Source organism: Herbaspirillum sp. Sphag64 (assembly GCF_014192645.1).
In the GTDB taxonomy this organism is placed as follows: domain Bacteria; phylum Pseudomonadota; class Gammaproteobacteria; order Burkholderiales; family Burkholderiaceae_D; genus Herbaspirillum.
In genome coordinates this window covers 423,269-445,047 of the sequence record NZ_JACHYE010000001.1, presented here as the reverse complement: position 1 = coordinate 445,047, position 21,779 = coordinate 423,269, and the positions used below count along the sequence as shown (strand labels likewise).

The window sequence follows — 21,779 nt, the reverse complement described above, 5'->3', positions numbered from 1 at the left end:
AACTATCCTATGCTGCAGCAGGTCGTCGACCGAGCTGAATGAAAATGATGATCAATGCTGCCAGTGTGGCAGGTACTGCGAGAATCGCAATCACCGAGGCAAAGCCCCAGCCCAGCGACAGCAGCACACCACCAGCGAAGGAGCCGAGGATGCTGCCAAAACGACCCACTCCCAGCATCCAGCTCACGCCGGTAGCGCGCACTACCGTTGGATAGCAGGAGGGAGCAAATGCATTCATGCCAGTCTGTGCGCCGCTCATGCAAAAGCCGGCCAGCAACACATACGAGGCAAACATGCCTGACTGTACACTGCCTGAGGCAAGCAGCAGGATGAACAGGGCGCCACCGACATAGGCGACGGCAATCGCCTTGCTGGGTGCCCAGCGGTCCATCATGAAGCCAACCACCAATGCGCCGACGGTGCCGCCCAGCTGAAACAGTGCCGTGATATTGGCGGCCTTGTCAATCGGCAGACCGGCATCCTTGATGAGGGTCGGCAACCAGCCGCTGAGCAGATAAATCACCAGCAGCCCCATGAAATAAGTTCCCCACAGCGACAGTGTGGTTTTACGATAAGTTGCCGACAACAATACCTTCACCGGTGTTGTACCGCTGACTGTCGGCTCGACCACGGTAAAGCGTTGGCCGTCTGCAAAGTCGCCGCCACAGACTTTGGCCAGCGTGCGCGCCACCCGTTCGGACGGAAAGTTGCGTACCACCATAAAGCGTGCCGACTCCGGTACCAGCCACAGATACAGTGGCAGGCACAGCAAGGGGATTGCGCCGCCAGCTACCAGTACTGCGCGCCAGCCAAATTCTGGTAACAATGCGGCAGCGATGAAGCCGATCAAAGCCGAACCGAGATTGAATCCCGTAAACATGATTGCCAGCAACGTACTACGGGAACGCTCAGGGACATATTCCGAGAGCAAGGTGGTGGCATTGGGCATCGCTGCACCCAGACCGAGACCGGTCAGGAAACGTAACACCGAGAGGGTAATGACATCATGCGACATGGATGAGATCAGCGTACAGACGCCAAACCAGCCAACTGCCGCCATCAGCAGTTTCTTGCGGCCGTAACGATCCGACAGGGGGCCGACCAGCAAGGCACCTATCGCCAAGCCGATGGGTGCGGCACTCATCACGGCACCGAAGGCTGCGCGCGAGATACCCCATTCCTTGGTGATGCCCGGTGCCAGAAAGCCCATGATCGCTACGTCCATACCGTCGGTTGCGACAATCAGAAAGCAGAGGATCAGTAACAGCCATTGATAGCGAGACATGTTGCGCCCATTGATATGGGCGCGCACGTCCAGCGCTTGTGCAGTATTCATTAAGTCTCCATTCGTGGTTTGAATTTGAATTGGCCGCTTCCATGCCGCTTGGGGGGATGGATAGGGCTGGTCAAGCTGCTTCGAAGAAGCCTTGACATGGAAGGAAGTGTACTTTTGTGCGTAGCGACGTGTATTGCTTTCGGCTACCGGAGTGTTCGAATTTGCTTATTGGTATGGATTTTTTTGTGAAGCTTACCGGACTGTCTTAGACGGGGATGGCTGCAGTTTTATGACTGATGAGCGGCGACCATTGCCAATCATTGCTCATCATTGCCAATCAGGAGCCACGGCGACTATTTCCTGCGCTAGTGCCCTTGCACCTGGCGACAGATGTGCGCCTTTGCGCTGAGTCATCCCAATCTGGCGCTGCAGACCAGCCATGGTGAATGGCAGGGTGGTCAGCTGGCCGCTGGCAATCTCATGGTGCAACTGGTGCGCTGAAATGACAGTAAGCATATTGCTCGATACCAATACGCCGCGTAGCAGCGCCAGATCGCCGGTCTCGATCGCTGGTCGCGGTATTGGCCATTGTTTGTCTCGGAAAAATTGCTCAATCGATTCGCGCAGAGGAGTTCCGGCGCGCGACAAGACCCAGGGATAACCGTCCAGATCGGTCACGGTAAGTATTTTTCTGTCTGCCAGTGGATGGCCACTACGCGCGATCAGCACGGCACTATCAGCAAACAGCGACTGAGAGTCAAAGGTATCGCTGCTGAAGGCGCGCATGGCACCGACAATGAAGTCAATCCGTCCACTCATCAAGCCTGCTGCCAGTTCTTCGTAAGGGCTTTCCAGTGAGCGTATCTGCAGCAGTGGATGTTTCTCCAGTACACGCGCCATCGCAGTAGGCAGCAATTGCGAGCGTGCCAGTGGCAGGGCGCCGACCGTCACTGTTCCCTGCACGATGCCGTTCTGGGCGGCGATATCTTCCGGAATATGTCGCAGTTCGGCCAGCGCGCGTTCAAAGCGTTCATTCCAGCGGCGTCCGGCGTCCGTGGGCAACATGCCATGTGCAGTCCGGAAAAACAGCGACTGCCCCAGAATTCCCTCCAGCATTGAAATTGACTGGCTTACTGCCGATGGTGAGACATGCATCAGACGCGCCACGCTCGGCATATGATGGGTTTCTGCCAGCAACACGGCAGCTTGCAGCCGGCGCTCATGGAATAGCGCATCCAGGCTGGCAACCTGAGCGCCGGTGCGCTCGCGCATGCGTAAGGCATCGTCGCGTACCTCGCGCAATTCTTCTTCGATCCGGTCCACGCGCAACTTGACCGCTTCCCCGGCACTGGTCAGCAGCATGCCACGCCCTTTGCGCTCAAACAATTGGGTATCGAGTGCCTGTTCCAGCGCTGCTACCGAGCGGGCGACGGCTGACGAGGCGCGCAGTAGTGTGTCGGACGAGCGTCGTACGCCGCCAATGGCAGCCACGACATTGAACACGTGCAAGTGACGAAGATTGAGTAATGGCATGCGCGTTCCGAAAAAGTAAAAACCACCCCGATAAGAAAATTAGAACAGAGGAGAGGGAACAACGCAACCCTGCCGCCAGCTGTGTCACGCATACTTGCCCCGTCAAAAACCTTACAACAGACACCGTGAACTCAACCTGGAACTCAGACCTGCGGCCGATCCCGAGCATGTTGATGCGCGGTGGAACTTCGCGTGGTCCATTCTTTCTGGCGTCCGACCTGCCAAGTGACGAACAGGCACGTAATCGCGTGTTGCTGGCAGTCATGGGTTCGCCCGACCGGCGGCAGATTGATGGGCTCGGTGGTGCTCATCCACTGACTAGCAAGGTTGGTATCGTCTCCCGCAGTACTATCCCCGGTGTGGATCTCGATTTCCTGTTTGCGCAATTGCAACCGGCCTCTGACAAGGTCGACATCACGCCCAATTGCGGCAACATGCTGGCAGCAGTATTACCGTTTGCGCTGGAACGTGGCCTGCTTGCCGCCCGTGGTGATACCACTACGGCAAGAATTTTGACACTCAACACCGGCATGCAATGCGATGTGACGGTAGCGACGCCTGATGGTCATCTGCGTTACAGCGGTGATGCCCGGATTGACGGCGTGCCAGGGACGGCGGCACCGGTCAAGATCAATTTCCTCGATACCGCCGGGTCAGTGTGCCCATCGCTGTTACCAAGCGAAGGCGTGCGTGACCACATTCACTTTGCCACAGCCGACGGTCAGACCCATCAAGTCGACGCGACACTGATTGACAATGGGATGCCGATGGTACTGGTGAGAGCCACCGACTTTGGCATCAGCGGCACGGAAACCGTAGAGCAGCTCAATGCCAACCAAGCCTTGCGAACACGGCTGGAAGCATTGCGTCTGGCCGTGGGCGACAAGATGGGGTTAGGCGATGTCAGCCAAAAGAATTATCCCAAGATGTGTCTGGTCAGTGCTCCTACACAGGGCGGAACAATTGCGACACGCTGCTTCATTCCACATGTCTGTCATGACGCCATTGGTGTGTTGGCTGCCGTGACAGTGGCGACTGCCTGTGTGCTTGAGGGCACCATCACACAAGGGCTGGCACAGCCCATTGAGGGCTTGCAACGCAGCGTCACGGTAGAACATCCGACCGGCGAATTCACGGTCGAACTGACACTTGATCCCCGCGATCAGCAAACCATCATCAGCGCCGCCTTGCTCAGGACTGCTCGTCCCATCATGCGAGGAGAGGTCATGATTCCCGCCGATATCTGGAAAGAGAACACCGAATGATAGATTCATTGCAAGATCCATTGATCATCGATTGCCATGGCCACTACACCACAGCACCCAAGGCACTGGAAGACTGGCGTAATCGTCAGATCGCCAGCCTTAACGCACCGGGTGAGGGCCCCAAGCCATCGGAACTGCATATTAGCGACGACGAACTGCGCGAGTCGATTCAGGCCAACCAGTTGCGCCTGATGCGCGAGCGTGGTGCTGATCTGACCATCTTTTCACCCCGTGCCAGTTTTATGGCGCATCACATTGGCGACTTGAACACCAGTCAGACCTGGGCTGCCATCTGCAATGAACTGTGCTATCGCGTGTCAACCCTGTTCCCGGATAACTTCATCGGGGCAGCAATGTTGCCACAATCTCCTGGTGCTGATATCCGCACCTCGATTGCCGAGCTGGAAAAATGCGTACGGGAATATGGCTTCGTCGGTGTCAATCTGAACCCGGACCCTTCCGGTGGTTACTGGACCTCGCCACCTCTGTCAGATCGCTCCTGGTATCCGCTCTACGAAAAGATGGTGGAGCTGGATGTGCCTGCCATGATTCACGTCAGCACCAGTTGCAATGCCTGCTTCCATACTACCGGTGCACATTATCTCAATGCGGATACGACCGCTTTCATGCAATGTCTGACCAGCGATCTGTTCAATGATTTTCCGACGCTGAGATTCCTGATTCCGCACGGTGGCGGTGCGGTGCCTTACCACTGGGGACGCTTCCGTGGTCTGGCGCAAGAGATGAAGAAGCCGCTTCTCACGCAACATCTGCTCAATAACATCTTCTTCGACACCTGCGTCTATCACCAGCCAGGTATTGACCTGCTGACCAAGGTGATTCCGGTAGACAACGTGCTGTTCGCTTCCGAAATGATCGGCGCGGTGCGCGGCATTGATCCCGAGACCGGACATTATTACGACGATACCAAGCGTTACATCGAAGCCGCTGCCTTGAGTAACGCCGAGCGACACCAAATCTTTGAAGGCAATGCCCGTCGCGTCTATCCGCGTCTGGATCGCGCTTTGACTTTGAAAGGACTGTAAGGATGACAACCCCATTAATCAATCAGCTTGGTGTCGTCAAGCGCAACATTACGCGCGCCGACCAAACTGCCGTGGAACAGCTGGCGCAGCTTGGCGCAGCCACCGTACATGAAGCACAAGGCCGCACCGGCTTGCTCAAGCCTTACATGCGTCCTATCTATCCAGGTAGTACCGTGGGAGGTACCGCGGTGACGGTACTACTGCATCCCGGCGATAACTGGATGATGCATGTCGCTGCGGAACAGATCCAGCCCGGCGACATCGTGGTTGCGGCCATCACTGCCGAATGCACTGACGGGTATTTTGGCGATTTGCTGGCGACCAGTTTCATGGCACGTGGTGCGCGTGCATTGATCATTGATGCTGGTGTGCGTGACGTCAAGGTGCTCAAAGAAATGGGCTTCCCGGTCTGGAGCAAGGCGATCAGTGCCAAGGGCACGATCAAGGCCACACTTGGTTCAGTCAACATCCCGGTGATCTGCGCCGGTGCGCTGGTCAATCCCGGCGATGTCATCGTCGCCGATGACGACGGCGTGGTGGTGGTGCCTGCGAGCGATGCCGCACGTGTTGCCGAAGTCGCACAAAAGCGCGAGGCCTTCGAAGGTGAAAAGCGCGCCAAGCTGGCTTCGGGCGTATTGGGGCTGGATATGTACAACATGCGCGGTCCATTGGCTGAGGCTGGACTGAAATACATCGACTGAGACGTACATGCATACAGACGCTGATGTGCGCATTGGCGTCGATCAACAAAGGAGGTAAGAGCCTATATTTGCAGCAACACAAGAATAATAAAAGAGTAGCGAACAACACTGGATTGAGCAGAAGGGAAAACCCTTCGCCACCATCGCCAACGAAAGAGGAAAAAGGAAGACATCATGCAAACAGCACAACACACGCACACACAAGCTATTGCGTCAGCAACCATTGGCAGCGGCTGGAAGAGTCGCCATGATCTGGTCAAGGCAGGCATTATCGGAGGCCTTACCGGCGGCATCATCATCTGGATATACGAGGCATTGATCTGGGTAGGCGCACAACATCTGATGCCATTGGCGGGAATCCCACGCAACGCAACCGGACTGGTATTCGGCAAGGATGTGCAAGAATCCTTGGGCGTATTGGCTTATTTTCTGGGTACCGGAATCCACTTCTTCTTTACTATTGTCTGGGGCGTTCTATTCGCCGCCATCTGGCCAACCTTCCGACGTCGCGGCTATGAAGCGACATTAGTGGCGCTGTTCTACGCAATCATTGCCTGGATTGCGATGCATGTCGCCATCATGATCGCCTCAACCAATCATCCCAACTATGCGGATCCGGCCGTCATCATCGGTGGCTTCATGTCTCATTTTTTCTTCACGGTGCCACTGGCGTTGATTGTGAAGAAGCGCTTCGAGCAACACATCTAGTTCACCACTGACATTTTTCTGCAATGAATTTGCGGCCGGGAAGGCGCAGGGTAAAACTCATGCGTCAGTTCTGGATGAAAACAAGATCAACAAGCAAAAAATCAATCACAACAGGAGGGAATCACCATGCAATTGAAACATCAACTTAAATATCTTCCGGTCGCTCTGGCGCTGGCCTACAGTCCGTTTGCGATGGCTCAGAGTTCAGTCACCATCTACGGTGTGATCGACACCTTTGTTGGGTATCAGAAGAGTACTGTCGGTGGTAAGAACGAGTCACTCTGGGTGGTCGGCAACAACGGCGAAATGACCAGCCGGATCGGCTTCCGTGGCAAGGAAGATCTGGGTGGCGGCTATTACACTTCCTTCAATCTGGAAAACGGCTTTGATACCAGTACCGGTGCGCAGCAAAACAGCTATCGCCTGTTTGACCGTCAGGCATGGGTTGGCCTGGGAGGGAGCGATGTCGGTGAAGTACGCGCTGGTCGCCAAAATACAGCGATGTTTGTCTATAGTGGCAACATGGATGCCTTTGGTGCGGCAACCTATGGTTCGGCCTTCAACAACTTTGCAAACTGGCTGGCGCGTGTAGATAACGACATCAGCTACCTGTCTCCGAAGTTTGCCAATTCGACCCTGGAGTTACATTACTCGATGGGTGAAAAGGCAGGCACCACTTCCGGCAATGCAGTTTATCAACTTGGTTTTCAAAGTCAGCAAGGTCCGCTGTATATCGGTTCCGCTTACCTTAATGCGAACAACACCACCAATACAGTGAATATCAAGCAATTCATGTTGGGCGGTAATTACGAGTATGGCGTTGGCAAAGTCTACCTGGGCTTCTTCCGCACCAATGAAGTGATTTCCTCCACGACGGGCAATGCCTTCACTAACCCGGCAGGCAAGTATGACCCCACTGGCAGCGTGGTGGGTACGACTGCAGGTAACTATCACAACACCTATAGTCTGTCTGCAGATTACCGCATCAATGCCCAGACTACCGTCGGCGCTGGAGGTGGCTACATTCAGGATAGCTCCAGCTATAACAACAACGCCAAGCAGTTCAGCGTGATCCTTAACTATGACATCTCCAAGCGGACACGTGTCTATGCAGTAGCTTCACGTCTGATCAACGAAAACACTGCTGCTTTCAAGATGACCGGTGCCAGCCTGACAGCTAGCCAGGCATTGAGTCCGCAGGCAGGTGCCAGCGAGACCGGAATTCAAATCGGTGTGCGTCACATGTTTTAATGGTTGGTCGGTCTGGTGCAATCCAGACCAGTGATGATTTGATTACTCTTGAGTGAAGCCAGTGTTGCCCCTGACAAGGCAGCATGCACTCACGTTTGCAGTAGCGGGCCAGTGGACGTCACTTGTCCGCTGCTGCAAACGGTGGCATGAAGGTAAAGATTGGTTAGTCCACGTGTACCTTGCAGTGCTGCCGATTAAAATTCTTACTTCTTTCAGCATGAATTGTACGGTTGTAATAACCGGCTTCTTACCTATGATTTTTTCTGCTTGTCTGCGTTTACGTTCGTCGTTTTTTACATTTCTCTGCGCTACGCTGATCAGTATTTTTTCTCTTTGTTCATTGCTCTGGTGCGGCCCGGTTGAGGCACAGAATAGTAGTGCCAATACGGCAACCGTGTTTCCGGTAGTGCATCCGGTAAAGCCCTGCGATGCACTCAAACAGGTCGATCTCAAGGAGTTGGGCGGAGCCGGTAGTGAAGTCCTCAGCGCTACTGAGACAACCTACAACAACATTGCTGTGTGTGCTGTCGAAGGCAAACTGGCACCGCAGATCACCTTCAAGACACTACTACCGCTGCAACAATGGAGTCAGCGCTATCTGCAGCTTGGCTGTGGGGGATTATGCGGCAATGTTTCACTGCAGGTCGGCGCCGCCAGCGAGTGTGTGCCACTCAAGACAGGCAGCTTCGTGATTGCCTCTACGGATATGGGACATCAAGGCATGTCAGGCGACTTTGGCGCTGACAAGCAATTGCGCGTGGATTTCGCCTATCGTGCCGTACATCTGACTGCGCTTGCCTCCAAGAAGCTCATCGCTGCCTTCTATGGGCAGCCACAAAAATATGCCTACTTCAGTGGCTGCTCTGACGGTGGACGTGAGGCGCTGATGGAAGCACAACGTTTTCCGCAAGACTTTGACGGCATCATCGCCGGTGCTGCTGCCATGAACTTTCAGGTTCAGAATAGTTTTTATCATGCCTGGCTGGCGACCGCCAACACCAGTGCGGATGGCAAGGCCATTCTCACGGCTTCTCGCCTGCCATTGCTGCACAAGGCAGTGCTCAAGGCATGCGATGGACTTGATGGACAGGTGGATGGCCTGATTTCAGATCCACTATCCTGCCACTTCGATCCGGCCAGTATTGCCTGTCCAGATGGTAATGCCAGCAGCAAGTGTCTGTCGGCGGCAGAAGTCAATGTGATTCGCCATATCTACGCTGGTCCACGGGATCCCCGAAGTGGTCGACGACTGATCGTAGGTGGTCCGCAATATGGTTCGGAACTTGGTTGGGCAGGCGTGTTCGTGCCGAGTGCGGCAGACCAGCCCATCTTCAGTGAAAAGATTGCCTTGGATGCTCTGCGTAATCTCATTTTTGAGACCAATCCACCGGCTAGCTTTCGTCTCCATGATCTTCATTTTGATGCCGAGACGTTTGCGCGCATGCAGCCGCTGCACGCGCTTTATGATGCTACCAATCCCGACTTGCGTCGCTTTGCCCAGCATGGCGGCAAACTCATCTTGTGGCATGGCTGGGCCGATCCGCACATTTCACCAATGAATACGATCGCTTATCACGAAGCGTTACGCAGTGTCATGGGGAACACTGAGGCTGACGCTTTTGAGCGACTCTATCTGATACCCGGTATGTATCACTGTGGCGGTGGCGAGGGACCTAACCAGATTGATCTGCTCACACCGATGCTGAATTGGGTCGAGCAGCAACAGGCACCACAGGCAATCATCGCCAGTAGCGGAGGTGGCAGTGGTGGTGTCGGCAATAGTCGCCAGTTTGGTGCTCCTGGCATGATGAGCGGTCCGCCACCCGGTGGCGCCCGTCCCCCGATGATGGGTGCTCCAGGCGATAAGCCTGGTAGCTTGCCACCGGGGCCTCCGCCGGGAATGGATGGGCCATCATCCACTGCAATGAATCGGATGAATCCGACAACAGCGACAGGTGCCAAGCAATCCCGTCCCTTGTATCCGTATCCTTATCTGGCCCGCTATAGCGGCAGTGGCGATGTCAATCTGGCAGACAGTTATGAAGCAGCAGATTTGACTAAGCCTGACCCGGCAGTGTCGTGGATCGGTGCGGCTTTTTACAAACCTTATGTGTTTCGCCGAGATTGATGTGGCACAGCGTAGCTGTTAGCGAATGTCACCTTTCCCCTTTCGGTATTTTTTGCACGGCGCCTTAAAAGGCCGTGCAAAGATTTCCTTCCCCAATGTGCTCTGTCACGCATTCCAGAATCTACTCAGCATCTACTTAGAATCCGTTAAACCGATATCCGGTTACCAAGATGCCACTATTTGATTCTCTGCCTCAATAGCAAGAAACTGCTCGGTAGGTTCGAATTGAGTGTCGGTAAATACCGACATCGACATCCCTTGCACCATCATTGCGCGATCAGCGTAAAATCGTTCCACAATTCAACTTGCTGTGCTTTCAATCGACTAGATTCGCAAAGCCTATGACGCAACGACAAATCGAGAATATTTCCTTATTTCTCCCCACCATGCCTGCCAGTGTCCGCGAGCGCAAGCTGGCGATAATACTGGTCGTCATCTCTGCTGTGCTCTTTTTGGTGTGTATTCCATTTGCCAAGACACCGCTGTTAAAAGTGGACGCCTTTATTCCTGTCTACGCTTCAGCGCTGTGCATCAATGATGCGATTACCTCGCTGCTCTTGTTTGGCCAATTCATGATTCTGCGATCCAGAGCGCTTCTGATATTGGCACTTGCCTATTTCTTTACGGCGCTGATGACAATCATCCATGCCTTGTCATTTCCCGGCCTGTTTTCACCAACCGGGCTACTAAGCGGCGGGGCACAAACTACCGCATGGTTCTACATGTTCTGGCATGGCGGCTTTCCGCTATTTATCATCGCTTATGCATTGTGCAAGAAGCAGAGCGCAGTCCCGCCGCGCAAAGGATTGATTGTCTTGAATCTTGCCGGTGTGCTGGCGCTCGTAGGTGCAGTCGCTTATCTTGGGATTGCCTGGCACGATACACTACCCGTGCTCCTGAAAGAAGGTCATTACACGCCGGCGTTTGTGGTAGCAGTGCTTATTGTCTGGAGCGGTTGTCTCATGGCGCTGATCGTACTCTGGCGCAGACGGTCTTATTCACTACTCGATTTGTGGCTGTTGGTCGTTGTTTGTGCGTGGCTGTTCGATGTTGGCTTATCCGCTTTATTCAACGCCAAGCGATTCGATCTGGGCTTTTATACCGGACGGATTTATGGTCTGCTCGCTGCCAGTTTTGTGCTGGCCATGCTCTTGCTTGAGAATCTCCGGCTCTACGCCAAACTGGTGCGCATGCATGAGCAACAGCGCCTGAAGAATGTCGAGCTGGAGATTGCCAATCGTGATCTGGAATCCTTTGGCTTTTCGGTCTCGCATGACTTGCGCGGACCATTGCGTGCCGTCAGCCAGTTCGCCAACATTCTGGAGAAGGAATATGCAGTTGCGCTTGACGAAGAGGGGCGTCACTTTGTCGGCATGATCAGCAAGAGTACCCGCAAGATGTCGGCACTGGTGGAGGATCTTCTGGCGTTCTCGAAAATTGGCACGCAATCACTGCAGACGGAGGTGCTCAATTTCGATGCCCTCATTCGCGAAATTGTGCAAGATCTGCAATCTGCCAATAGCGGCCGCCAACTGCAGTTTGAGATAGTGCCATTGCCTCCCGCGCTGGCAGAAGGAAACATTCTTCGCCAGGTGTGGTGGAACCTGATCGAGAACGCGGTGAAATACACTCGCACCAGAGAGCTCGCCGTGATCTCCATCGGCTATCAGCCGACGACGCCGCCAGTCTATTTCGTCAAGGATAACGGGGTTGGATTTGACATGGCTTATGCCCATAAATTGTTTAGCGTATTTCAACGTTTGCATAGCAGCCATGAGTTTGAGGGCAGCGGTGTTGGCCTGGCTATCGTCGAACGTATCATCGCCAAGCATGGCGGAAAAATCTGGGCTGAGTCGATTGTTGGTAGCGGGTCGACCTTTTTCTTTACCTTAGCCCCCGATGTGCTCGCCGGATTGGACAGTGCTGCTGGTTCCAGTTCCGGAACCTGACAGATAAGCCGACAACTGCTCCAGCGACAGGGCCTGGGCGTAGTACCAGCCTTGCACCACAATCACCAGATCGGCAGGCAGTTGTGCCAGTTGCCACTGTGTTTCGATACCTTCGACGGTCACATCCAGCTCTAGTGCATGCGCCAGTTTGCACAATGCCTGAAAAACCACCCGTCCTTTGGGATCGTCCAGCATGCGCACGAAACTACGGTCAATTTTGATACCGTCAATGGGTAGCTGGCTCAGGTAACCCAACGAAGAATAGCCGGTACCAAAATCATCCAGATGGATCTGCGCGCCGGCAGCGCGAAGGGTATGTATCGATTGTTCACTGTCGGTACCCAGGCCGACGATGGCCTGTTCGGTAATTTCCAGCACGATACGGCCGGGATGACGGGCAATGTGATGGGCAATCTTGTCGACCACCGTTGGCATGCTGAGCGTGGAGGCGGTGATGTTGATCGAAATTGGCAATGCCGATTCTGGTCCCTGTTCCCAGTTGCGCAAATGTTCACACACCTTGGTGACGACCCACAGATCGAGTTCATGAGTGAGTCTGGCATGGGCCAGATCTTCCAGGAACTGTAGCGGCGAGTGGGCTTCACCATTGGGTAGCACGAGTCGGATCAAGGCCTCGCAGGAGACCGTTTTGCCGGTGCCGGGCAAGACCTGTGGTTGGTAATAGACGACGATTTCGGCATCCTTGAGGCGTTGTGCATTCTGTTGCAGGCGCAGACCATCAGCCCAGCGTTGCTGCTGCTGGGAGATATTGTCGGAGGCGGCATAGCGATTGCCTTCCTGGCCCCGCAGGTAAGCGGTCTCGACTGAAATGGGGAGCTGGCGCGCCAGGTCGGTGATGCGCTGGCTATCCCAGGCTTTGACGAAGGGCAGGTAAATCAGGGTATCGATGACCAGCAGGGTCATCTGCAATAGGATTGCGTTGATTCCTGGCGTGGCGCTGAGCCAGGCATTGAAGATGACCGGTGCATTGAACGGTAGTGCAACCGGCGCCAATGTCACAAAATGCACATGGATAGCCAGTGCGGTAATAAACAGATTGACCAGCGGCGCGAGGATGAATGGTGGTAACAGCCGGATATTGAGAATCACGGGCAGGCCAAACAGGATCAGTTCATTGACGTTGAAAAATCCAGGAATCAGGCTGGCGCAGGCAAGCAGTTTGCGTTTGGCGCTACGTGACCAGATGATGGTGGCGAATGCCAACGACAGCGTAGCACCGCTGCCGCCGATAAAAATGAACGCGCCAAACAGATTCAGATTAAGTGACGTCAGTGAGCCGGTGATACTTTCGAAGTGATTCAGCAAAGGCAGCAGGGCGTAATAGCCGTGTACGCCAAAGGCCCACAAGGTGGAGTTGAAGAGGCAATATTGCATCGCCACCACCAAGGGTGAGACTGATCCTTGCAGGTGAATATGGGTAGTGGCAAATGCCAGGGCAGCAACCAGCAGGCGGGTGGTGGCAAATACCATGATGGCGGTGACCAGAACTGGCACGATCAGGTTGATCGCTTCTGTGACGGCTTCACCAGCAGAGGTTTCGCGGGTGATGATCTGGGAGAAGCGGGCTTCACGCAAAGCGTCAATCAAGGGGACCACCCACAGCGGACCGAGGATGGCAATTGGTACCAGCAATATGCTGGCCTGACCGTCGTTGAGGCGGGTTGCCATTTGCACAATCAGACCAAAGCCAATGCAGGCAGCAGCGATCGCCGAGCGCGGTAGTTGCATCCGTACCGCGCGCACCGAACCCATGCAAGCCCAGATCACCAACGGCATGCAGTCTTGTAGCAATTGGGCGAGGATTCCGGTATCGGTTCGGAAGCTGCTCTTTGGTGCCAGGATAGTGGCCAGTGCCAGCGCAATCTGCACCGTGGTCGAGAGCATGAAGTAGGGTAGCAGCGACAGCAAGCCAAAGCGCAATGAACGCGCAAAGGGCCGTTGTGACTGCTCGGCAATCAGGGCCGCTAGGCTGATGGTGCGCAGACGGGAACGGAGTTGCAAGATCTTGCTGCTGAGGTACATATCTTCCTCACATCGAACAAGGCTGGCGGCATCGTGAATAGGGCGGTGATGACGGTAGTGTGCCAGATGCAAAGCCGGTCGGTACAGAAAACTATCACCATTTTCAGTAAGGCAATTGCTGCGATGCATCGGCCGAGTCCCGCAGATGCCTGGCCGAGGCTATCCTTTTTGCCGGTAGCCGCTCACCAACGACCGTATTGCGCCACCACGCCACGAAACAGTGCATCGCGCTCGGCACCAAGGTGGCTGCCGCTGGCATCACCGGCCGCATCCTTGCCAACTGCGGTGTGGACCATCACCAACTTGAGTTCGGGATCGACATAGATCGCTTGCCCATATATCCCCAGCAGAACAAAGCGGCGATGGCTGCCCGGCAGTAACCAGACCTGCAGGCCATAGCCCAGATAGTTGCTGCCATGCCACAGCATCTGGCCGGGACGAAATGCGGCCGGTTGTCTTGCCGGGTCGGTCATGTCGAGCAGGCTGTCGGTTCTGATGATGGGGGCACCAGCGACAACGCCATCGTTGGCGAGCATCAGGCCGAGCCGGGCATAATCGCGCACAGTGGCATTGAAGTCGCCTTGTGCCACCTCGGTCTGGTCAACCGGGTTAATGCTCCAGGTTGCTTTGCCCTGTGCACCGATGGGTTGCCAGATCGTGGTCTCGATGTAGTCGCACATGCTCTTGTGCGTCGCTGCACGGAGCACTAGTCCGAGCACCTGGGTCTGGGCGCCGGCATAGTTGAAGCGCGTTCCTTCGGGCTCGGCGCGCTCGGTGATGCTGCGGGCAGCAGCAATATTGCCTTGAAGATGGGTAATGCGGTTGTAGCGGGCGCGATCATCGTCGTTACTATAATCCTCGACATAGCTGGCGCCGGAAGCCATGCGCATAAGATTGATGATTTTGGTTTCGCCGTAGAGCGTCCCTTTGAGCTCCGGCACATAGGTGGCAGCGGTGTCCTCGAAGGAGTGGATCAAGCCTGCTTCACGTGCCTTGAGCAGGCCAAGTCCGGTAATTGTCTTGGCCATCGAGTTCGAGAGCATGCGCATATCGGCGCTACGGTCATAGTTGTAGCGTTCGGCGACGATATTGCCGTCATGCAGGATCAGTACACCGGTAGCGCGTTGATGTTGCATATAGTCGTCGAGGGTCGCAGACTGGCCCCGAAAGTGATAGCGGAAGTTGATCGGTGTTGTCTGCGGCAAGGGGAGCGGCGTTGCCGACGGTGCCAGGGTGCAGGTTGGTACCAGCGTCTCCAGCGCACTGAAGGAGCCAACCCGATAGGGCTCTTGACGGCTTTTCGCATAGCTTGGTGCAACCGGATAGCCTTGCGCCTTGCCCAGAATATCTTCGTCGGGCGCGGCCAGTGCTGGCTGTGTGCATGCTGCCAGCAGAAGAAGAGTGAGCAAGGGACTTTGCCATCCCGAGGCGATTGTCGGCATAAGAGTATCTGTTCTTGGAGGACGGTCATCGGCGAACGCCTGTGAGAGCATAGCGCGATTATCCATTTTTTGTATGGTGTCAAACAGTCATGACAAGAGCGCCAGATAGGGCAGGTGAGTTTTAGGTTGCCAACTGATCTGGTAGTAGACGTTCATATTCTTTTTTCACCACGCCATAGCATTCACAAGTGCGTTGCTCCAGCCCGACGCGGTCAAGCACGGTGATATGCCCCCGGGTGTATTTGATGAGCCCGGCACGCTGCAGTTTGAGCGCCCCTTCAGTGACGCCTTCACGGCGCACGCCAAGCATATTGGCAATGAGCTCCTGCGTCATCACCAGTTCCGGCCCATCCAGACGATCCAGGCTTAACAACAGCCAGCGACAAAGTTGCTGGTCTAGTGAGTGATGGCGGTTGCAAACGGCGGTCTGTGACATCTGGGTAATCAACGCCTGGGTATAGCGCAGGAACAGATGCAGCACCGGACCAGCGCGATTGAATTCTTCTTTCATGGCCAGCCGTCTGAGTCGCAAGCCCTGTCCGGCGCTTTGCACGACGGCACGACTGCTGGTGGAATCTCCTCCCATGAAGAGGGAGATGCCAACCAGGCCTTCCTTGCCGACGACAGCAATTTCGGCAGAGGAGCCATCTTCAAGTACATAAAGTAGCGAGACAATGGACGAGATCGGAAAGTAGACATAGTTGATATTGGCTCCCGATTCATAGAGCACTTGCCCGAGAGGCATATCGACCAGTTCCAGTTGCGCGTACCAGCGTTGAATGACGACCTCCGGCAATACTGCCAGAAGACCATTCTTGCGAACGTCAGAGAGTTCTATCATCGTATTGATCATTTTCAGGGATGGGAGTCGGCGTATATCGGCGACGTATTGGCATGCACGAGAGGGTGGGCATGGTTTTTGGTTAGAACAACAGTATAGGCGTAGCGTGTCGCCGGATATGTTCGGTAGCGAACATTAAGTCATATGCGCTCTTTGTAGATGGTGTCTTCCCGAACAGACCGTGTGCTCAAAGGGAGCGATAGTGCAGCCGCATTCAATCGACAGAGGAGCATCATGAAATCCGAACTTCAACTGCGAGAAGGTCCAGTGACGACCAGCAATCGCGTGCTTGATCTTCTGCCACGCAAGGAGCGCGCCCGGATACTGATGTTGGCAAAACAGGTCGAACTGCCGCTTTCTCAGGAGCTATATGAAGTGGGGGAGAAGGTGCGTTACGTGTATTTTCCGAGCGCTGGTGTGATCTCGCTCGTTGCTGTAATCGAGGGAAGCCCTGGCGTCGAGTTGGCGCTGCTTGGTCGTGAGGGCATGCTGGGAGTGGAGGTCTTGCTCGGTAATTCAGTTTCACCCTTGCGCGCACTGGTACAGGCCAGTGGCAGTGCCTGGCGTATCGAGCGACATAAGTTCGAGCTGACGCTGGCCGGTAGTCCGGTTTTACGGCATTGCATGCAACAGTATTTATCTTTGCTGGTACGGCAACTGGTGACCTCGGCTGCGTGTTTGCGGTTTCATCTGATTGGTCCACGTCTGGCGCGGTTTCTATTGCTGATGCAGGATCGGGTATGTTCTGATGAGCTCATCATTACGCAGGAATTTCTGGCGTTGATGTTAGGTGTGCGGCGCGTCGGAATTTCTGCTGCGGCAGCGGCATTGCAGCAATGTGGATTGATTCGTTATCAGCGTGGTCAGGTGCATATCCTCGACCGGTCCGGGCTTGAGGCAGCGGCCTGTCGTTGTTGTGTCAGCGACCGGCTAGCGATGATTCGTGACTTTCAATGAGGCAATCGGCTATCCGATTAACTATACGAGTTGCCGCACAGAGTAATCGATAAAGCGGGACTATGCTCACTTGTTCTTTCCTGACGGCAGGTACAATTGTCGGCAAATGATGGTGCAATTTTCTTTCGCTTGATGCGCTATCAGGAGGTGTCTGTCACAATCGACACGTCTGAAGAAAGTATTTTAAAGTGAACTACCGGGGCTGGCGGTCGGGAAATATACCAGCACCAATTCATTGCTGTACGCATTTGCTGATGCTGTTCTGTAATTCGGTCGTTGGTACTTTTGTTCAAGCATATCCTTATCTGTTTATCTTCCTTATCAAGCGCGGTACCTCATCACATAATTCTCCTTTGCGTTTCAGTATGGACTTTATTTTTATTTTCCAACTTCAAAGGAGCTCTCATGAATCCGCGCTATCGGTCCCGTCTGCAGGCCATTGCTACTGTTATGCTGTGCTCGGTTCTGGGGTTCGCGCATGGCGCTGAACCAAACCTGCGCGTGGGTGTGCGTGGTGGCACCGACGAGCAGATCTGGGAAGTGGTCACCAAGGTCGCCAAGAAACAGGGGTTGAATATCGAAGCCGTTGTCATCTCCGGCGCTGCCAGCCCCAATGAGGCACTCAACAACGGCGATCTGGATGCCAATTCTTTCCAGCATATTCCCTTCCTGCGTGACCAGATCAAGCAACGCGGCTACAAGTTGAGTATTGTCGGCAACACGTATATTTCACCGATTGCTTTCTATTCCAAAAAATACAAAGCGCTGAAGGACCTGCCTGACGGCGCCAAAATTGGTATCCCCAACGATCCCAGCAACCAGACCCGCGCGCTGGTGATTTTGCGCGATGCCGGTCTGATTACCTTGCGCGAAGGCTTTGATCCTTACACCGGTACCGCTTCGCTGGACGATATTACCTCTTACAAGAAACATATCAAGCTGATTGAATCAGAATCGATAGTGCTGGCCAGATCGCTCGAAGACGTCGATGCGGCAGCCATTGTCAATACCTTTGCGTCGCAGGTTGGCCTGATCGCTACCCGCGACGGCATCGCAGTGGAAAAACGCGAACACAATCCCTATGTGAACGTGATTGTCGTGCGCGACAAGGACAAAAATGCTGCCTGGGTCGCCCCTCTGTTGAAAGCCTACCAGTCTGAAGAAGTACGTCAGTTCATTCAGAAGCAATTCGGTGGTTCGGTGGTGCCGGTATTTTGAGTACGATTGCTCAAGCCGAGCGCGGCATCCGACAGGTGCCGCCGCCGGCAGATAACGCTGCCTGGTCTCAACTGTCAGAACAAACATCAGGGCAGACCAAGACGGACCTCGAGACGCACCTTGCCTTTATCGGTATCAATAAACAATATGCCATCCCGACGGGGACGGTACAGGCCTTGCGGGATGTTTCATTTACGATCGGACGGGACGAGATCTTTGGCATCATCGGTCGCAGTGGCGCGGGCAAATCGACCTTGCTGAGGACGATCAACGCACTCGAACTGGCTGACTCTGGTCAGGTATTGATTGATGGTGTCGACGTCGGTAGTCTGGATGAAGCTGCGCTGGTCAAGCTGCGTCGCGGTATCGGCATGATCTTTCAGCATTTCAATCTATTGTCCTCCAGGACCGTGCGAGACAATGTCGGCTTACCCCTGCGTGTAGCCGGTGTAGCACCAGACCGGATCAGGGCACGTGTCGACAGCTTGCTTGAGTTGGTTGGATTGCGCGACAAGGCCGATGTGTATCCGGCCAAGCTATCCGGAGGTCAGAAGCAACGGGTCGGGATTGCCCGGGCGCTGGTCCATGAACCCGGTATTTTGCTCTGTGACGAAGCGACGTCAGCACTTGACCCGGAGTCAACCCAGTCGATTCTGAGGTTATTACGCGATATCAGCCGCCGCATGGGCTTGAGCGTCGTATTGATTACGCATGATATGGGAGTCATCCGTGAGATCTGTGATCGCGTGCTGGTGCTCGATCAAGGACGCGTGGTCGAGCAGGGAGAGGTATGGCGTGTCTTCGGCGATCCGCAGGCAGCGGCAACGCGTGCCTTATTGCGGCCCCTGCTGCATGGCGTACCGACGGATCTGGCGACGCAACTGGTCGACGACTTAAAGGGCGCGCCGGGTCAGGCCTTGCTCAGTTTGCGATTTCATGGTGTCACGCAGCCACAGGGCGTCAACCTGCAATTACTCGCCAGGCTTGGACCACAGGCAACGTTGATACATGGTGGGCTTGATCGTATTCGCGGTCATGCTCAGGGAAATTTGCTGATATCACTGCCGGTTGACGCATGGAACAGCGTTAGCGCCAGTGGCGCATTTGACCACCGGCATGGTGCAGATTTCATTGAGGTTCTTGGTTATGTCCCTACCCGCACTCAATAAATACGTACAGGCATTGGGCGAGACCTTACTGATGGTTGGCACTTCGGCTGTCATCGCTATCGGTCTGGGTCTGTTGCTGGCTGTGGTCCTGACGGTGACGGCCAGGAACAGCCTGTATCCACGACCCAGATTGCACCGGGCGTTGTCCGTCACAGTCAATGTTTTTCGGGCGGTACCGTTCATCATCTTGCTGGTGGCCTTGTTGCCTGTGACGCGTTTGCTGGTGGGAACTACTTTGGGCACATGGGCTGCCGTGGTGCCACTGTCGGTCAACCTGATTCCTTTTTACGCGCGCATTGCCCAGGTCAGTCTGAACGAAGTGGATCCCAATCTGGTTGAAGCTGCGCGTGCGATGGGATGCCGCCGTTGGCACGTCATCTGGTATGTATTGTTGCCTGAGGCCTTGCCGGGAATTGTCGGTGGTATCACCGTCAGCATGATCGCCATGGTCAATGCATCAGCGATGGCTGGTGCTGTTGGTGCCGGCGGACTGGGTGATCTGGCGATTCGCTATGGATATGAGCGCTATGAAACCGGCGTCATGTTTGAAGTGATCGTAATTCTGATTGCGCTGGTCTCGATCATTCAACTATTTGGTGAGCACCTGGCACGTCAGCTGGATCACCGCCACGCGTGACGCTATTGCAGCGTCAATTGGGGAGATAGTCAGACGACACCATCTCCCTATCATCTAACGGTAATTACTTGGAGGTTGGCATAACGAATTCGGCACCTTGTTCGATACTCTCTGACCAACGCTGCATGATGGACTTTTGTCTGGTATAAAACCGAACACCTTCCTCACCGTAGGCATGCATATCCCCAAAAAGACTGCTCTTCCAGCCGCCGAATCCATGCCAGGCCATCGGTACAGGGATGGGAACATTAATGCCGACCATACCGACTTCGATACGGCGTCCGAACTCTCTGGCGACATTGCCGTCACGCGTGAAGCAGGCAACACCATTACCAAATTCATGGGCATTGACCAGATCAATTGCAGTTGACAGATCATTGACGCGCACGCATGCCAGAACGGGGCCGAAGATCTCTTCCTTGTAAATCCGCATGTCCGGAGTCACGTGGTCGAACAAGGTACCGCCAGTGAAATAGCCTTGTTCATGACCTGCTACTTTCAAACCACGTCCATCAACTACCAGTTTGGCACCTTCTTCAACCCCCAGAGCGATATACCCTTCGATCCGTTCGAGTGCCTGGCGGCTGACGATCGGACCCATTTCTGCATCGGCGTTCATGCCGTTACCAATGACCAGTGCGCGAGCACGTTCGGCCAGACGTGGAACTAGTTTCTCGGCAACATCACCAACCAGTACGGCGACCGAGATGGCCATGCAACGTTCACCGGCAGAGCCATAGGCAGCGCCAATGAGCGCATCAATGGTCTTGTCGATATCGGCATCCGGCATGACCACCATATGATTCTTGGCGCCGCCCAAAGCCTGTACCCGCTTGCCATGGCGCGCACCTGTCTCATAAATGTGCTTGGCAATCGGTGTCGAGCCCACGAAGCTGATGGCTTTCACATCAGGGTGCTCAAGCAGCATATTGACCACATCCTTGTCGCCCTGCACGACGTTGAATACGCCATCTGGCAGACCAGCTTCCTGAAATAGTTTCGCCATGAACAGCGACGCAGAAGGGTCTCGTTCACTTGGTTTGAGGATAAAGGTATTACCGGTAGCGATTGCCACCGGGAACATCCAGCACGGCACCATACAGGGGAAATTGAATGGTGTGATACCGGCCACAACACCCAGCGCTTGTCGGGTTGTCCAGTTGTCAATTCCTGTGGATACCTGTTCGGTGTAGTCACCCTTGAGCAATTGCGGGATACCACAGGCAAATTCGATTACATCGATGCCACGGGCCACTTCACCCAAGGCGTCACTGAAGACCTTGCCGTGTTCTGCCGTGATAATCGCCGCGAGCTCATTCTTGTGCCTGTTCATTAATTCCAGAAATTGGAACATCACCTTCGCCCGACGCACAGGTGGTGTATTGCTCCAGCTTGGAAACGCCGCCTTGGCGGCTGCGATTGCCACATTCACGTCATCACGAGTAGCGAGATGCAAGGTGCGCGCGACCGTGCCAGTTGCAGGGTTGAACACATCCTGTGTCTTGTTGTTGAGCCCGCTGTAACGTTGTCCTGCAATGAAATGCACTACGTCCGACTGATCATCAAAGCTCTGCATACTTCCTCCCGAATGGTATTTGTGCGCTCAGTATAGGTG

General features: G+C 54.7%; 17 protein-coding genes. 11 read left to right on the top strand and 6 right to left on the bottom strand.

The genetic code is table 11. The features are described 5' to 3' along the window. Positions 1–7 precede the first annotated feature (7 nt). Positions 8–1,336, bottom strand: a complete 1,329-nt coding sequence (locus FHW66_RS02035) for an aromatic acid/H+ symport family MFS transporter (RefSeq protein ID WP_183378034.1) — start codon at positions 1,334–1,336, stop codon at positions 8–10. A gap of 267 nt (positions 1,337–1,603) precedes the next feature. Further along, positions 1,604–2,809, bottom strand: coding sequence for a LysR family transcriptional regulator (locus tag FHW66_RS02030; RefSeq protein WP_183378033.1), 1,206 nt, complete (start codon positions 2,807–2,809; stop codon positions 1,604–1,606). 167 nt (positions 2,810–2,976) lie between these two features. Here FHW66_RS02030 and FHW66_RS02025 point away from each other — a divergent pair, with 167 nt between their 5' ends. The 7 genes from FHW66_RS02025 to FHW66_RS01995 all read left to right on the top strand — a co-directional run bounded on the left by FHW66_RS02025 (position 2,977) and on the right by FHW66_RS01995 (position 11,857). Beyond that, on the top strand, positions 2,977–4,074 hold the full coding sequence (locus FHW66_RS02025; RefSeq protein WP_183378633.1) for a 4-oxalomesaconate tautomerase: 1,098 nt from the start codon (positions 2,977–2,979) through the stop codon (positions 4,072–4,074). Positions 4,075–4,094: 20 nt separating this feature from the next. Beyond that, positions 4,095–5,120: an amidohydrolase family protein gene (locus FHW66_RS02020; protein ID WP_183378632.1), complete on the top strand. Its 1,026-nt coding sequence runs from the start codon at positions 4,095–4,097 to the stop codon at positions 5,118–5,120. A 17-nt stretch (positions 5,121–5,137) separates the two neighbouring features. Next, positions 5,138–5,821: a 4-carboxy-4-hydroxy-2-oxoadipate aldolase/oxaloacetate decarboxylase gene (ligK, locus tag FHW66_RS02015; RefSeq protein WP_183378631.1), complete on the top strand. Its 684-nt coding sequence runs from the start codon at positions 5,138–5,140 to the stop codon at positions 5,819–5,821. Between the two features lie 174 nt (positions 5,822–5,995). Further along, complete coding sequence (locus tag FHW66_RS02010; RefSeq protein WP_255458775.1) at positions 5,996–6,529, top strand: hypothetical protein; 534 nt, start codon at positions 5,996–5,998, stop codon at positions 6,527–6,529. A 126-nt stretch (positions 6,530–6,655) separates the two neighbouring features. Next, positions 6,656–7,780, top strand: a complete 1,125-nt coding sequence (locus FHW66_RS02005) for a porin (RefSeq protein WP_183378032.1) — start codon at positions 6,656–6,658, stop codon at positions 7,778–7,780. Positions 7,781–8,033: 253 nt separating this feature from the next. Beyond that, positions 8,034–9,908 (top strand): tannase/feruloyl esterase family alpha/beta hydrolase, encoded by a 1,875-nt coding sequence (locus FHW66_RS02000; RefSeq protein WP_183378031.1) that lies wholly within the window; start codon positions 8,034–8,036, stop codon positions 9,906–9,908. Positions 9,909–10,249: 341 nt separating this feature from the next. Then, positions 10,250–11,857: an MASE4 domain-containing protein gene (locus FHW66_RS01995; RefSeq protein WP_183378030.1), complete on the top strand. Its 1,608-nt coding sequence runs from the start codon at positions 10,250–10,252 to the stop codon at positions 11,855–11,857. Here the strand turns inward: FHW66_RS01995 and FHW66_RS01990 are convergent. The 3 genes from FHW66_RS01990 to FHW66_RS01980 all read right to left on the bottom strand — a co-directional run bounded on the left by FHW66_RS01990 (position 11,798) and on the right by FHW66_RS01980 (position 16,183). Continuing rightward, positions 11,798–13,879: an EAL domain-containing protein gene (locus FHW66_RS01990; RefSeq protein WP_183378029.1), complete on the bottom strand. Its 2,082-nt coding sequence runs from the start codon at positions 13,877–13,879 to the stop codon at positions 11,798–11,800. The genes FHW66_RS01995 and FHW66_RS01990 overlap by 60 nt on opposite strands. A gap of 203 nt (positions 13,880–14,082) precedes the next feature. Continuing rightward, positions 14,083–15,342, bottom strand: coding sequence for a serine hydrolase (locus FHW66_RS01985; RefSeq protein ID WP_183378028.1), 1,260 nt, complete (start codon positions 15,340–15,342; stop codon positions 14,083–14,085). A gap of 121 nt (positions 15,343–15,463) precedes the next feature. Beyond that, the gene (locus FHW66_RS01980) at positions 15,464–16,183 is read right to left on the bottom strand and encodes a Crp/Fnr family transcriptional regulator (RefSeq protein WP_183378027.1); all 720 of its coding nucleotides are present in this window, start codon (positions 16,181–16,183) and stop codon (positions 15,464–15,466) included. A 234-nt stretch (positions 16,184–16,417) separates the two neighbouring features. Between FHW66_RS01980 and FHW66_RS01975 the strand changes: the two genes are divergently transcribed. The 4 genes from FHW66_RS01975 (at position 16,418) to FHW66_RS01960 (ending at position 20,164) form a co-directional block, all read left to right on the top strand. Next, on the top strand, positions 16,418–17,140 hold the full coding sequence (locus FHW66_RS01975; protein WP_183378026.1) for a Crp/Fnr family transcriptional regulator: 723 nt from the start codon (positions 16,418–16,420) through the stop codon (positions 17,138–17,140). A gap of 405 nt (positions 17,141–17,545) precedes the next feature. Beyond that, a complete protein-coding gene (locus FHW66_RS01970; protein WP_183378025.1) occupies positions 17,546–18,358 on the top strand; it encodes a MetQ/NlpA family ABC transporter substrate-binding protein in 813 nt (270 codons plus the stop codon). A 71-nt stretch (positions 18,359–18,429) separates the two neighbouring features. Further along, entirely contained in the window at positions 18,430–19,527 is a 1,098-nt protein-coding gene (locus FHW66_RS01965; RefSeq protein WP_183378629.1) for a methionine ABC transporter ATP-binding protein, read from the top strand. Then, positions 19,505–20,164, top strand: a complete 660-nt coding sequence (locus tag FHW66_RS01960) for a methionine ABC transporter permease (RefSeq protein WP_183378024.1) — start codon at positions 19,505–19,507, stop codon at positions 20,162–20,164. The genes FHW66_RS01965 and FHW66_RS01960 overlap by 23 nt, the downstream gene beginning before the upstream one ends. Before the next feature lie 64 nt (positions 20,165–20,228). Here the strand turns inward: FHW66_RS01960 and FHW66_RS01955 are convergent, their stop codons facing one another. Further along, a complete protein-coding gene (locus tag FHW66_RS01955; protein ID WP_183378023.1) occupies positions 20,229–21,740 on the bottom strand; it encodes a CoA-acylating methylmalonate-semialdehyde dehydrogenase in 1,512 nt (503 codons plus the stop codon). Positions 21,741–21,779: the final 39 nt, after the last annotated feature.

Bases quoted from the DNA above. Each gene is read 5' to 3' on its own strand.
- FHW66_RS02035 (WP_183378034.1), bottom strand. From the start codon at position 1,336: ATGAATACTGCACAAGCGCTGGACGTGCGCGCCCATATCAATGGGCGC.
- FHW66_RS02030 (WP_183378033.1), bottom strand. From the start codon at position 2,809: ATGCCATTACTCAATCTTCGTCACTTGCACGTGTTCAATGTCGTGGCT.
- FHW66_RS02025 (WP_183378633.1), top strand. From the start codon at position 2,977: ATGTTGATGCGCGGTGGAACTTCGCGTGGTCCATTCTTTCTGGCGTCC.
- FHW66_RS02010 (WP_255458775.1), top strand. From the start codon at position 5,996: ATGCAAACAGCACAACACACGCACACACAAGCTATTGCGTCAGCAACC.
- FHW66_RS02005 (WP_183378032.1), top strand. From the start codon at position 6,656: ATGCAATTGAAACATCAACTTAAATATCTTCCGGTCGCTCTGGCGCTG.
- FHW66_RS02000 (WP_183378031.1), top strand. From the start codon at position 8,034: ATGATTTTTTCTGCTTGTCTGCGTTTACGTTCGTCGTTTTTTACATTT.
- FHW66_RS01995 (WP_183378030.1), top strand. From the start codon at position 10,250: ATGACGCAACGACAAATCGAGAATATTTCCTTATTTCTCCCCACCATG.
- FHW66_RS01985 (WP_183378028.1), bottom strand. From the start codon at position 15,342: ATGCCGACAATCGCCTCGGGATGGCAAAGTCCCTTGCTCACTCTTCTT.
- FHW66_RS01980 (WP_183378027.1), bottom strand. From the start codon at position 16,183: ATGATAGAACTCTCTGACGTTCGCAAGAATGGTCTTCTGGCAGTATTG.
- FHW66_RS01975 (WP_183378026.1), top strand. From the start codon at position 16,418: ATGAAATCCGAACTTCAACTGCGAGAAGGTCCAGTGACGACCAGCAAT.
- FHW66_RS01970 (WP_183378025.1), top strand. From the start codon at position 17,546: ATGAATCCGCGCTATCGGTCCCGTCTGCAGGCCATTGCTACTGTTATG.
- FHW66_RS01960 (WP_183378024.1), top strand. From the start codon at position 19,505: ATGTCCCTACCCGCACTCAATAAATACGTACAGGCATTGGGCGAGACC.
- FHW66_RS01955 (WP_183378023.1), bottom strand. From the start codon at position 21,740: ATGCAGAGCTTTGATGATCAGTCGGACGTAGTGCATTTCATTGCAGGA.